General features: G+C 65.8%; 10 protein-coding genes. 8 read left to right on the plus strand and 2 right to left on the minus strand.

Annotation, left to right across the window (positions count from 1 at the left end):
* Window positions 1–752: 752 nt before the first annotated feature.
* The 6 genes from ACV7NQ_RS29365 to ACV7NQ_RS29390 all read left to right on the plus strand — a co-directional run bounded on the left by ACV7NQ_RS29365 (window position 753) and on the right by ACV7NQ_RS29390 (window position 7,624).
* Complete coding sequence (locus tag ACV7NQ_RS29365; protein WP_463362562.1) at window positions 753–1,787, plus strand: LLM class flavin-dependent oxidoreductase; 1,035 nt, start codon at window positions 753–755, stop codon at window positions 1,785–1,787.
* 450 nt (window positions 1,788–2,237) lie between these two features.
* Window positions 2,238–3,341 (plus strand): CaiB/BaiF CoA transferase family protein, encoded by a 1,104-nt coding sequence (locus ACV7NQ_RS29370; RefSeq protein WP_463362563.1) that lies wholly within the window; start codon window positions 2,238–2,240, stop codon window positions 3,339–3,341.
* A 74-nt stretch (window positions 3,342–3,415) separates the two neighbouring features.
* Complete coding sequence (locus tag ACV7NQ_RS29375; RefSeq protein ID WP_463362564.1) at window positions 3,416–3,661, plus strand: hypothetical protein; 246 nt, start codon at window positions 3,416–3,418, stop codon at window positions 3,659–3,661.
* A gap of 80 nt (window positions 3,662–3,741) precedes the next feature.
* Entirely contained in the window at window positions 3,742–4,683 is a 942-nt protein-coding gene (locus tag ACV7NQ_RS29380; protein ID WP_463362565.1) for an acyl-CoA thioesterase, read from the plus strand.
* Between the two features lie 163 nt (window positions 4,684–4,846).
* Window positions 4,847–6,397, plus strand: a complete 1,551-nt coding sequence (locus ACV7NQ_RS29385) for a class I adenylate-forming enzyme family protein (protein ID WP_463362566.1) — start codon at window positions 4,847–4,849, stop codon at window positions 6,395–6,397.
* A gap of 93 nt (window positions 6,398–6,490) precedes the next feature.
* Complete coding sequence (locus ACV7NQ_RS29390; RefSeq protein ID WP_463362567.1) at window positions 6,491–7,624, plus strand: alpha/beta hydrolase; 1,134 nt, start codon at window positions 6,491–6,493, stop codon at window positions 7,622–7,624.
* A gap of 526 nt (window positions 7,625–8,150) precedes the next feature.
* Here ACV7NQ_RS29390 and ACV7NQ_RS29395 read toward each other — a convergent pair.
* Together ACV7NQ_RS29395 and ACV7NQ_RS29400 are read right to left on the minus strand one after the other, a co-directional pair.
* The gene (locus tag ACV7NQ_RS29395; protein ID WP_463365868.1) at window positions 8,151–8,867 is read right to left on the minus strand and encodes a 3,4-dihydroxy-2-butanone-4-phosphate synthase; all 717 of its coding nucleotides are present in this window, start codon (window positions 8,865–8,867) and stop codon (window positions 8,151–8,153) included.
* A gap of 568 nt (window positions 8,868–9,435) precedes the next feature.
* Entirely contained in the window at window positions 9,436–10,968 is a 1,533-nt protein-coding gene (locus ACV7NQ_RS29400) for an AMP-binding protein (protein ID WP_463362568.1), read from the minus strand.
* A gap of 394 nt (window positions 10,969–11,362) precedes the next feature.
* On the opposite strand from ACV7NQ_RS29400, the gene ACV7NQ_RS29405 reads away from it, so the two are divergent.
* Together ACV7NQ_RS29405 and ACV7NQ_RS29410 are read left to right on the plus strand one after the other, a co-directional pair.
* Window positions 11,363–12,268 carry an acyl-CoA thioesterase gene (locus tag ACV7NQ_RS29405; RefSeq protein ID WP_463362569.1) on the plus strand — a complete coding sequence of 302 codons (906 nt, stop codon included), beginning with the start codon at window positions 11,363–11,365 and terminating at the stop codon, window positions 12,266–12,268.
* A gap of 53 nt (window positions 12,269–12,321) precedes the next feature.
* Window positions 12,322–12,912: a VOC family protein gene (locus ACV7NQ_RS29410; RefSeq protein WP_463362570.1), complete on the plus strand. Its 591-nt coding sequence runs from the start codon at window positions 12,322–12,324 to the stop codon at window positions 12,910–12,912.
* The last annotated feature ends 113 nt before the right edge of the window (window positions 12,913–13,025 follow it).

Below are 13,025 nucleotides of genomic sequence, written 5' to 3' on the forward strand. Positions count from 1 at the left end.
GATGGCTTCGGTACCCCTTACCGGCTTCGTCGGAGCTGGAGTGGCGCCCCGGGGGCCGGTGGCTCAGCGCATGGCATGTCCGCCACTGGTTGGCGCGGGTGCGGGGCGGGTGCCTGGCTCTCCGCTCCGCCATCAGCTCCGCGGCGAGCGCGCCGACCCTCGGCAAAGCTTTCCGGGACGCGACCTGCGCAAGCGACCCCACGGTGAACGGGTGACCATCGAGCCTCTACCTGCCTGCGGTGTAGCCCGCATCACATTCCGCCATCGATGCCGACTTAACCAAACACTGTTGTCAATCCAGGTAGCCGATCGAAGTTCGGTCACCTGGGTTGGCAACCCGCCCAGTGTCGACGCGGCGGTGGTCCCAGCTACGAATCCGCTCGACGCGCAGCCCGCAGTCCGACGCCCTTTGCCTCTTGGCGCCCGAGCGCCTTCTCGCCCCCGGTCTCCTCCGACCGGGGCGCGCTCTCGACGTTGCGCTCCAGCAGGATCCGCTGGCTGCTGGCACGCCGCGCGCTGAACTCGAACGGCGAGGGCAGGCGGCCTCATCAGCGGAGAACCAGCCAAACGGCAGCCCACCTCCAGGGCGCGGGCCACCCGGCGTGTCCACCGACACTCCGGGTGAGCGGCTCGTCACGTCATGCTCGCCTCGCCCAGCCCGACCGTACGCAGTTTGATTAATCAAACGCTGTTTGCTAAATTGCGACCTAAGGACTTGCGCAAACACGTCCCAGAACATCGGAGGCAAGGCGATGACACTGAGTTTAATGACGCTCGGCGACCAGGTAACCGATCCGGTGACCGGGCAGCGCGAGACGGCTGCGGAACGTCACCGCGCCATCGTTGATGCGGCAGTCGCCGCGGAGGAGGGAGGGTTCGAGAGCGTACACATCGGCGAGCATCATGGTCTCGAGTACATTTACTCCGCTCCGCCCGTTATACTCGCGGCCATCGGGGAGCGGACGAGTCGAATAAAGCTCAGCACTGCCGTTACTCTCGTTGCGAACCTCGATCCTGTCCGGGCTGCAGAGGACTACTCGACACTCGAAGTTCTGAACCCCGGTCGCGTCGAGTTGGTCGCTGGCAGAGGGAATTTTTTCACGTCCACATACACCACTTTCGGGCAGAACCCGGACGATTCGCATGTTCTCTTCGAGGAGAACATCGAACTTATCCTGGAACTCTTCAGTGGCAAGGCAGTCAGTTGGACGGGTAGCCACCGTGCGCCACTCGATGAGTTCGAGCTTCAGCCACCACCGACCGAAATCCCCCCGCTTTGGATCGGTGGCGGTGCATCCGAATCCACACTCGACCTGGCAGCTCGCCTCGGCTTGGATTTGATGTTGCCCAGCGCATTTGGCAATCCTGCCATGTTCAAGCCCGTACTCGAGAACTACCTCGAGCGTTACGAATCCTTCGGACACCCGCGCAGGCCTCGTATCGGAGCATGCTGGCACTTGAATGTCGACGAGACCAGTCAGCGGGCACGGGAGCGATGGCTTCCACGCTACAAAGCCTACTTCGACCTCATGGCAACCATCATCGGTCGGGTCAATCCGAACCCGCCGCCCTTTATTAAAAAGCCGTTCGATTTCGAGTTTCTCAGCACTCAAGGGCCTGCGATCTGCGGCAGTCCCGAGGAGGTGGTCGATCGACTCGGAACTCTGAGCGAACTCCTATCAGCCGACGTAAATTTGTTGTCCATCGACATGGGAGGGCAACCTGCCGGAGAATTTCGTGAAATGGTCGAACTGCTCGGATCCGACGTCATTCCTCGTCTGCGATGATCACGAACCCGACGCACCAACGGTGTGCTGATTTCGGAGCAGATCCACTCGGATCTGTGCGACGAGGTAGTCGCGGCGCGACAAGCGTGTCCGGAGACCGCGATCTCGATCTCCCTCGAATGATCGCCGCGGGCGCCGAATCCGACGACCACAAGGCGAATTCCGACACTTGCCGACGTCCGCGGCACGCAGGCATAGACCACGCGTCGGTGACATCGATCGCGACCGTGGTTCCCGCTTGATTCCGGGCCAGTGTCCCGACCGTGCCGCAGTACTGCTGATGTCAATCGCAGCCACCCCGGAGGTGGCTCATCAAACGTTTGTCCAACCGCCACTCGATCCGTGTTCCACGATCCGAGGAGAGTCTTGACCGACAACCCGCCAACCGGCATACCGAAGCCGGCCTCGAGCACTTCTGCCCGCCGAAGTGTCGACGGACCGCTCGCGGGTGTGTCTGTGGTGGATGTGAGCACACTGGGTCCGGGTCCGTTCGCATCCATGATCCTGGCGGACTTCGGCGCGAATGTGATAGAGGTTCGGCGTCCGGGGCGCCAGGAGGTGGACGCTTCTGCCCAGTTCTCACGCGGAAAACACACGCTGACGATCGATCTGCGTGCTCCTGGAGGTGCCGAGTTGATCACCCGCCTCACCGACACGGCAGACGTATTCATCGAGGGCTATCGCCCCGGAACCATGGAACGCCGTGGTCTAGGTCCCGACGTACTGTGTGAACGTAATCCGGCCTTGATCTACGCACGGCTCACCGGCTGGGGGCAATCCGGCCCTTATGCCGAGTCGGCCGGCCATGACATCAACTACATCGCCGTCGGCGGACCCCTCGGCGCGGTCGGCATCGGGGCTCCGGTGCCCGCACTGAATTTGCTCGGCGACTTCGCCGGCGGGTCGCTGCCCATGGTCCTCGGCATCGTCCTGGCACTGTTTGCAAGACAGCGCACAGGGCGTGGGCAGATCATCGACGCCGCGATGGTGGACGGCGCCAGCTATCTCATGACGACACAGCTTGCAGAACTAGGCCGCAACGAATGGGCAGGCCGTGGTACGAGCCTTCTTTCAGGGGTCGCGCCGTTCTATTCGGTCTATCAATGCTCGGATGGCCGATGGTTTTCGGTTGGCTCGATTGAGAGCAAGTTCTACGCCGAGTTGCTGCGGCTACTGGACCTGGACCCCGCATTGCTACGGATACAACATGAGAGGGCACGCTGGATCGAGGTGCGCGGGCTCATTGCCGACAGATTCGCAACGCAACCGCGAGACCATTGGACCCGAGTCTTCAGCCGTAGCGATGCGTGCGCCTATCCGGTCCTGGACCTGGATGAGCTTACCAAGGACGCGCACCTGGCGGCGCGGGGCCAAGTGGTTCAGAGTCGCGGGATTCCGACAGCACAGCCCGCGCCGCGTCTGAGCGAAACTCCAGGTGTCCTCGCAAACGGCGGCGCCCCGCTAACAACGGATGTCCATCGACTGCTCGCCGCTCGTGGACTATCGCCCGATGAAATCAGCCGATTCATAGCGTCGGAGGCCCTTCACATCTGACGGCTGCCGTCAGCCTGATGGCTGTGCCAGGTGATGGTACCGGCCGCAAGCCGTAGAGGCGCAAGGAGAATCCGATGGAAACCACGAACCTGCTCGTCTACACCAATGCGGTCGCGGGCCGGGACGCCGCATTCAACGTTTGGTACGACAAACCCACCTGCCGCAGATCCTCGCCCCGCCGATGGTCATTTCGGGACTTCGCCGCGCAGACCATCACCAACGGCTGCATCGACGGTTCGATCCAACTACACGAGTCCTTCGACGTCGCCAGCACAGTGAGCATCACGGCGCAACCGCTGTCGCCGGTACGAATGAGCTGAGCTCCGCCGCCCGGTGCTCAGCCCACCGGGAACCAATCACTGTACGTTATCCCGAAGGCGGGATCCCCAATGGAGGTGACATGGCGACCCTGACGCGCAGCGCCGACTACACGACATGGTGGGACTCGGTGCTTCGGCTGCAGCCCGCATCGGGCGCACTAGACGTACCAAGCATCGCACCGGTCGCCGACCGCTTCGTCAGCGCGGTCCCACCCGCCGCCTTTCCCCGGCTCTACGGGGGCCAGATCGCCGGGCAGGCGGTCGCGGCGGCGGCGGCGACCGTCGACCCGGCTCACGAGGTCAACTCGGTGCAGACCACCTACCTGCGCGGCGGCGACCCCGGCTCCCCGGTGGAGTACACAGTGGAACGGCTGCGGGACTCCCGGACGCTGTCGACACGCAGTGTCCGTGCCGCGCAGGGCGGCCGCTTGCTCGCTACCGCGACCGTGTCGTTCCATGACCTCACGGCGGCCGAGCTAGAGCATGAGCTCCGTCACGAGCGCGCCGGCCGCCCGGCGGTTGCGCCCGAGACGATGCCGTCCCGCGGCGAACGGCTCGCGGAGCGGTTCGGCGACGCCGTACCGGTCGCGGCCGCGCCCCATTGGCCGGTCGACACCCGCTACGTGGACCGGGCGCCGTGGGACCCGATCGGTCCCGGCACCTCCAGGGAGCCGCGCAACAGGGTGTGGCTTCGCGCCGATGGCTCCCTGCCCGAGGTCCCTGGCGTCCATGCCGCCGCGGTCACCTTCGCTACGGACCTCCCGATGTTCGAACCGGTGCTGTTTCCCCACGGCATCGACTGGGAACTGGTGACCAGCGGACGAGCGGTGTACGGCGCGAGCCTGGACCACGTGCTGTGGTTCCACCGCCCACCACGCTTCGACGACTGGCTTCTGCTGGACCAGACCTCACCCGTCGCCGACCGGGCACGCGGGTTCTGCCGGGCAGAGCTGCGATCGGCCGACGGACGGTTGGTGGCGACCGTAGCGCAGGAGATCGCCTTCGTGGAGCCCCGCGGCTAACGACATTTGGTTCAACGCGGTTCTCTTGGCCGTTTTCCTCCGTCGCAATAAACAAACGTTGTAGGGTTATTGGGGAAGAGATTTCGCGAGTTTCGCCGACCTTGCTTGCCTATCAGTAGCCGCAGCAGGCGCACCACTCGCTTGAAACGACAAAGGAGTCGTGGTGACCGAGATCCTCGCCGACTGGGTGTCCTATAACGCGGGCTGCCATCCTGATTCGATCGCACTCGCCCAGGCCGAGGACGACACCACCCGGACGTGGGCCGAGCTGGAGGCACGCGTTGCCGCACTGGCCGGGTTCCTGCGTGACGAGTGGCACATCGGGCGTGGCGATCGCGTCGCCATCCTCGCCGAAAACGACCTGCGAGTGTTCGAGCTCCAGTTCGCGTGCATGCGCATCGGCGCGATCCTGATGCCCCTGAGCTGGCGGCTCACTGCGGAAGAGCTGGCACAGCAACTGACCGACGCCGAGGCATCGGTGATCGTGCACGACGGCAGCTGGAGCGGCCTTGCCGACGAACTCACCGCGAAGGTAGCGCTGCGGCACCGCGCAGGGTGGGGCTCGCCGGCCGGCGTGCCCGACTACGACGACGCGGTTTCGACGGCCGCGCCGATACCGGGCGGCGACCTGGACCCGGACGCGGCGACGCAGCTGATCTACACCTCGGGAACCACAGGCCGACCGAAGGGTGTGGTGTGTACCAACCGGACACTGACCACTCAGGCCTACAACCTCGCCCACACCAGCAGGATGGCCGAGCGGGGCGGTCACCACCTCAACATCGTGCCACTGTTCCACGCGGGCGGGCTCAACGTCTTCAGCAACCCGATGCTGTACTGGGGTGGCCGCGTGACGACTGTGCGACGCTTCGATCCACAGCGGACCCTCGACCTGCTCACCGATCCCGGGTTGCGCATCACGCACCTGTGCGGCGTGCTGCAGATGTATGAGTGGCTCGTCCGTCTCGACGGGTTCGCGGCCGCGGAATTCCCCGCCCTCTCTACCGTGCTCTTCGGTGGGTGGGGTCCCTCCGCGCGCGAGATCTACCGCGCCTTCGGCAAGCACGGCATCCAGGTCCAGCTGTCGTACGGGGCCAGTGAGCTGGGACCCAACGTCACCATCTTGTCCCCGCCCGACGACGCGGCAGCCGAAGCCGGGTCGTCCGGAACGGTAGCTCCACACACCCGGATCCGGCTAGTTGGACCGGACGGCACCGAGGCCGCTGTCGGTGAGATCGGCGAGCTGTGGGTCCGCGGTCCCGGGGTCACCCCGGGATATTGGCGACAACCGCGACGCGAGAGCATCGACGGGCAGTGGTTCCGCACCGGTGACGCCGCCCGGCTGGACGCCGCCGGTCACCTCTATGTAGTCGGCCGACTCAAGGAGATGTATCGGTCTGGAGGGGAGAACGTCTATCCCGCGGAGGTGGAGGCCGTGTTCGCTGAGATGCCCGGGATCGCAGAGTTCGCCGTGGTCGGCGTGGCGGACGAGAAGTGGGGCGAGGTCGGGCTTCTCGCGGTCGTGCCCGCATCAGGGGCCGACATCACGCTGGCCGATGTGCACGCGTTCGCGGCGGGCCGGCTGGCACGCTTCAAGCTCCCAGTCCACCTGGTCGTGCTCGACCAACTGCCGCGTAGTGCCACCGAGAAGATCTCCCGCGCGACGATCCGCGAGCAGTTCGAGGCAGCGAAGTCCGTCCGCTCGCCGCAATAACTTTTCGGGCCCTACACGCGGCTCGCCCACCTATTTGCACCGATCCAAACCCCGCGAACGAACCGCGGGCAGTTCCATAAGCAGTGAAAACCCATGGGAGACATGATGATCGAACCCGCCCAGCGAGCGGCCTTCTTCACGGGCCGCCGCGCGAATAGGCGCATGAGCCGTGCGGCCCGTTCCCTGCTCGTCCTCGCAGCCGCCGGGGTCCTGACGCTGGTGTGCACGAACGCGCCGACCGCGACCGCGACGACACGGTCCAGCTGCGCACTACAGCAGCTTCCGGTCTCCCTCGGTTCAGGCCAACCGACTGGCGAGCACCTCGGCGTGCGAGTATGCCTTCCCCGAGGCAACATCAAGGGCGTGCTGATCACGGTCCCCGGCGGCAGCTACAACTCGATTTACTGGAACTTCCCGGACACCGCCCGGCACACCTCGCGCTACTCCTTCACCGATTCGGCGACCGACCGCGGCTACGCGGTGCTCAATATGGACCGTCTCGGCACCGGGAGCAGTTCACGGCCATCGGGTGTCCTCGTGACACCTGACGCCGACGCGTGGACCATCCACTCACTGGTGCAAGCCGTCCGCGATGGGCAGATATCGGGTCTCGGGAAATCGTCGGCGAAGATCGTGACCCTCGGTCATTCCTTGGGCACCATAGTCACCTGGCTGGAGGCCAGCACCTACCACGACGTGTCGGCGGCCGTCTTTACCAGTTTCACGCACACGGTCCGGCTCGACACCATGGCACGCCTGGGGGCCGCGATGGCACCCGCGGCGTTGTACGGGCAAACCGCGGACCCCGGGTACATAACCACCCGGCCCGGCACGCGCGGGATCTTCTACGAAGGCGGACCGGCCGACCCCGCCGTGCTCCAGACCGACGAACAGACCAAAGACGTCGCCGCCGTCGCCAGCTTCCTGGGCATGTTGGAGGCCAACCCCTACGCCCCGCTGCCGGAGCTCGACATCCGCGTTCCGGTCCTGCTGGCGGTCGGGCAACGAGACCCGGTCAACTGCGGCAGCGTACCGGTGCTCGGCGGCGTCGACTGTTCGTCGGCCAGCACGTTTGTCGACGCGGAAAGGAAATTCCTCGGCCCGAACGTCCCATCGGTCGATGGCTACGTTCTTCCGGATGCGGGGCACGACATGAATATGGCGGCGAACGCGGAGGAATGGTTCGGCGCCGCACTCGCGTGGATCGACGGCCAACTGTCCCGGTGAAGGACCCGAAGGTCGACATCGATCCGGCTGGTTGAGGGGCTGCTCGACGACACGTTGTGCTTGGTCGTCGAGCAGTTCGGTGTGGCCTGGCCGACTGCCCAACCGTGGGTCGTCGAGTGCTGGCAGTGGGACCTTCTTTACGGAGTGACCGCTGCAGGTACATCGCACACCTCACGCCGCGTCGGCGACCGATGGCGTCTGTCCAGAAACGACTACGGATAGGGTTGTCCATCGCGATGGAAGTGGGCAGCGTGTCACCGTCCGGACCGCAGACCCGCGCCGCCCGAACCACAGGTCGGGGGAGGAACACGAGTGGATCGGCAGGTCATCGACGTGGTCGAGGTGCCAGACCTTAGTCGTCCTGACTGACCGGATCCAATCCTGTTCGCCGCGCTCGCCGAACAGGACGCCGCCATCGCCGCCTACATTCCACTGGCGCCAACCAGCACGCCGAACTCACACGTGACTTCGCCGTCAACTGCAAGATACGACTACCGGATTACCTGCCCGAGTTGCTTGACGGGCACTAGTCTGTCCGATGCGATCGGACCATATCGCTGATTCGGACACAAAATAGGCCATGACGCTCCGCGAAGAGTTGCGCCGCGTATACATCCAGGAGCTCGCCGGTGTCGGCGACGAGCGCTGCCATTACCGCTGCCGGGAATCCCGCTCGCGAACAGACTCCCAGGCCCACAAATGCCGGATCGGTCCTGCAGTGGGATTCGAGATCGGGTGGAACTCGAACGGGCACCACATGGCCAGGCCTGGTGAAGTCACTCGGGACAGCCCACGGGTCCGCCAGGGAGCGTGCAGTTCTGGCACGATCGTGTGCCGAGATGCCGGTGGTCGTACCCGCAGCGACATCCACTGCGACGGCGTAGGTCGAGGAATGCGACTCGGTGGACGTCGCGACGACGGGAGGAAGCTGCAGACGATCGCATCTTTCTTGAGGCAAAGCGACTGTGACGAAACCCGACGTGTGCCGAATCAAGGAATGCATTGTCGACTGGGTGACCAACCCTGCAGCGACAACGAGTTCAGTTCGTCCATCTGGTCGCACGTCGTCGACAAGGGCAAACGCACGGCCACCTTGAACGTAGAGCAAGAGATCCGGTAGAGCCTCGTCCGGCCCTGGCGACCTCCGGCCGTCGATCGCACAAAAAACGGGGAGTGTTTGATCGGTCATCGAGTGCTCACCTTCGTGTTTTGTGCGTGCCGATGAGAAGATAATATCAAACATTGTTTGGTTACGGCTGTGAGGTCCATTTCTGACGCCGTTCAGCGCGTACCGGGGGATCGAGTACCGGGGTTCTCCCAACGGGACCGACCGATCGCATGGTTGGCAGGCGCGTAGCCCAGGTTCTGCTGCCTTCGGCAGTGCCCTGCCGCGGTGAGCGGCCTTCGCGCTCGCTGTTGCACACGCACGATCGTGGGATCGAGCGACACTACCCAGTCCAGCTCATCGCCGGAGTCGGCCGAGGCGGCAAACGCGGTCAGCGTCCGATCCCGCGGCAGCGTAGCGGCGATGCTGCATCCCTGCCGTCTGTCACGGCACATACTCTCCCGGCGGTGCCATCCGCGTTGCCCAGCGCATCCTCGCCACACCCGCCACCCCTGGGAACCAAGACCCTACGACTGGCCCGAGCTACCCGAGAAAGAAGGTAGGGACCACTGACCAGGCTTCGTGTCTGCGCCGGGAATTCGTTGAAGATATGAGGCGAGTCGTTCGAGGATCTCGTCGGCGGTCTTGGTCCAGGTCGGCGGTTTCGGGTTCTGGTTCCACTGGTCGATCCAGACGCGGATGTCCTTCACTGCTGGTGGGCACGCAGGGCCTGCTTCGAGATCTTGCCGGTGCTGTTGCGCGGCAGTTCCTCCACGATCACGAGGCTGCGCGGTGCCTTGTAGCGGGCGATGTGCGCGGCGCAGTGCTCGCGGAGGGCCTCGAGAGTGAGCTCTGCGCCGGGGCAGGCAACCACGAATGCCCGCCCGACCTCGCCCCACTTCGGGTCGGGGATCCCGACCACGGCGACGTCGACGACATCGGGGTGCAGGATCAGGATCTGCTCCACCTCGGCCGGGGCCACGTTCTCGCCACCGGACTTGTACATCTCCTTGACCCGGTCGACGAGGTAGTAGAAGCCTGCCTCGTCCTGCCAGGCCGCGTCGCCCGTGCGGAACCAGCCGTCCTCGGTGCGAGCGGCGTCGACGGTGCCGTCCTTGCACCAGTAGCCGGGTGTGACGCTGGGCCCTTTGATCCAGACCTCGCCGACCTCACCGGTCTCGGCGCTGGTCCCGTTGGGGGTCACCAGCCGCACGTGGGTGAACGGCACAGCGCGTCCGCAGGAAGTGGGCCGCTCGGCGACGGCTCCGCGAGGCATCCCGGTGACCGCCGGCCCCAGCTCCGTCCCGCCGTAGGCCTGCTGGAGCACGACGTCGTGCTTGGCCCAGGCATCCAACAGCGCGAGGCTGGGTACGCCGCCGGCGACCTCGGCAAGGCGCAGGGAGCTGAAGTCCCCGTCCGTGTAGGCGCGCTGCTCGGAGAGCATGGCCCACATGACCGGGGGTGCGGTGAAGTGCGTGATCCCGTTCGCCGGGTCCCCGAGCAGCTCCGCGATCGGAGCGGGTTCGAAACGGCGCATGGTGGCGACGGCCCCGCCGGTGATCAACATCGGGGTGGCGATCGTGGTGAGCCCGCCGGCGTGGAACAGCGGCATCGGGTTGAGCTGCTTGGAGCCTGGCCCGAGCAGGCCCCGCTCGACGCCGGTGTTGAGGACCTGCCAGGTCAGGGTCTTGACCGTCGTGATCGCGCCCTTCGGCCGCCCGGTGGTGCCGGACGTGTGCAGGATGTGCGTCGGCAGGTCCATCGGCAGATCGTCGCTCGGTTCGACGGGAGAAGCCTCGGCCAGCGCGGCGTCGTAGTCCACCATGCTCCCGGGTGCGCACCGCCAGCCGAGACGATGTTCCGTACCGACGGTCTCGGCGACCTTCAGCGCCGTCGCCTGCCACACGTCGTCGGAGATCACGAGGGTGGGCTCGACATCGCGGGCCAGGTCGACGAGCTCGGGCAGGGCGAGGCGCCAGTTCAGCGGCACCATGATCGCCCCGAGCCGGATGCAGGCGAACTGGACCTCGAACGTCCGTGTGTCGCCCTCGGCGAGGAGCAGGACCCGGTCGCCCCGCCCCACACCGAAGTGGTCCCGGAACACCCCAGCCAGCCTGCCGACCCGTCCGTCAAGGTCTCGCCATGTGTAGCACTCACCCGTCTCGACGTTCTCCAACGCCAGGGCGTCGCCGAAGCGATCGGCGTTGGTCCGCACCCAGTCCTTCGTGATATCGACCACTCGCCCACTCCTTCGTCGTCGAGGCTCTAAAACTAACATTGATCGGTCAAATGCCCAACGGTGTTGTGCTGTCAGTCCACGACCCGGCGACCGGCCGCGTTCCGGGAGGGCGAGATCGCCGCCTTCGCTCTCTGATTGGGTCGAGAGGCGTTGCTGCATTTGCCAAATGTTGTTAGATTAATGGTGTCGGTAGCTCGGCCGACGAGGAGTGGATGACCTGATAGTGCAGTTGCCAGTGCCCGGCCGGGTCTATCCGGCGTCCTCCGACGTCGTGGTCCTAGGTTCGGGTGCGGCCGGTCTGTCCGCGGCGCTCTCCGCGCGTGTGCACGGTGCCGCGGTGGCGGAACGCCGGCGACCGGCACCTGAGAAGCCTGACCGGCACGGAAGAGGGATTGTGAGCGACGACGACAGCCCGACCGGCTTCCTCGCGCGGCTGCAGCTGGGCGAGTCCGGACCGGACCGCTGGCGCGGACGGATCGGCGACGCGAACCAGCAGGTCCCGCGGGGCCTGCTGGCGGCTCAAGCGATGATCGCCGCCGGCCGTTCGACCGACACCCGCTGGCGGTGGGTCCACTCGGTCCACATCACCCACCTCGCGGAGCCCGAGCCCGGTCACGACGTGGAATACCGGGTGCAGCGGCTGCGGGACACGGGTCACGTCGCGTCCCGCCTGGTTCATGTGGTCCAGAACGAGTCCCTGCTGGCCACGGCGACGGTCGGCTTCCTGGCGCCACGGCGCGGCCTGGGCCCGACCCACCAGGACAACGACCCGGGCGAGTTGCCGGACCCGCACTCGCTGCCGGCGGCGGTCCGCGAGGTGGGCCCCGGGGTCCCGGTCGACGTCAGGTATCTCGACCGGGCGCCGTGGGAGACTCCGGTCGGTCCCGAGGCGGCCAATCGGATGTGGATGAGATTCACCGAGGAGATCCCCGACGAGATCCTCCTGCACGCTGCGGCGATCGTGCTCGCGGCCGACATCCTGCTCGTGGAACCCGTCGCGCTGTCGCCGGCCGGAACGGGGGAGTGGATCGACCTGGACACCGGCAGTGGCCTGCGGGCGGTCGGGCTCGATCTCTCGGTCCGCTTCCATCGCAGCTTCCGCGCCGACGACTGGGTGCTGCACGAGCACCTTTCCCCATCAATCGCGGACTACCGGGCGTACTCGACGGGGCACTTCTACTCCTCGATGGGGCGGCTCATCGCGTCCGTGTCGCAGGAGACCGCACTGCTGCCCATCGCTGGTCCGGGTGTCCACGCGGTGGCGGAGGCCGCGGGAGCGCCGTCCCGAACCGCTCACTAGTCCGAACACCGGCGGCGCCGGAGGCGGTGCCGCCGTCAATCGAGAGGAGTCTCATGCCCTTCCATCACGTGGCGGTGGCGTCGAAGGACGTCAAGAAGTCGCACAAGTTCTACACCGAGGTGATGGGCTTCAAGCTCAAGAAGGTGGTGAAGCGGCAGACGCCCGAGGGCGGCTGGACCAAGCACATCTTCTACGACACCGGCGAGGGAGAGCTCTTCGCCATCTGGGACCTGCGCGGTATCGAGGGGGTCGTCGTGGAGCCGGACCAGTGGCAGGGTGGCATGGCCAACGGGCTGCCGTACTGGATCAACCACATTGCGTTCGATTGCAAGGACATCGGCGGGCTCGAGGAGCACAAGCAGCGCTGGCTCGACAAGGGTTACAACGTGGTCGAGGTGAAGCACGAGTTCATCCACTCGATCTACACGCGGGACCCCGACGGCACCTTGGTCGAGTTCACCTTCGACACTCAGCCGCTGACCGAGGCCGATGAGCGGGAGGCCGAGGAACTGCTCGCCGATGACAGCCCGGCCCAGGTCCCGGAGTACGAAGGCGTGCAGCACAAGTCGCCGAACGCCAAGGCCCGCCGCGAGGCGGAGAAGAAGGCAGACCAGGAGCTGGCCGAGGCCGGCGCCGCGATCTGATCCCACCCTCAGCACGAACGGGGGCCCGCCCCCGTTCGTGTGCGCACCGAGGAAGGCGACGGGGTTGACGACATGTACGGTCCTGCACCTCTACCTGGGTGTGCCCGACGGCG

This window comes from Nocardia sp. Tas62D01 (assembly GCF_055232035.1).

What these genes read in the sequence shown, in the direction of transcription:
- ACV7NQ_RS29380 (WP_463362565.1), top strand. Translation starts at nt 3,742, where the DNA reads ATGGCGACCCTGACGCGCAGCGCCGACTACACGACATGGTGGGACTCG.
- ACV7NQ_RS29395 (WP_463365868.1), bottom strand. Translation starts at nt 8,867, where the DNA reads ATGTTTGATATTATCTTCTCATCGGCACGCACAAAACACGAAGGTGAG.
- ACV7NQ_RS29375 (WP_463362564.1), top strand. Translation starts at nt 3,416, where the DNA reads ATGGAAACCACGAACCTGCTCGTCTACACCAATGCGGTCGCGGGCCGG.
- ACV7NQ_RS29365 (WP_463362562.1), top strand. Translation starts at nt 753, where the DNA reads ATGACACTGAGTTTAATGACGCTCGGCGACCAGGTAACCGATCCGGTG.
- ACV7NQ_RS29410 (WP_463362570.1), top strand. Translation starts at nt 12,322, where the DNA reads ATGCCCTTCCATCACGTGGCGGTGGCGTCGAAGGACGTCAAGAAGTCG.
- ACV7NQ_RS29390 (WP_463362567.1), top strand. Translation starts at nt 6,491, where the DNA reads ATGGGAGACATGATGATCGAACCCGCCCAGCGAGCGGCCTTCTTCACG.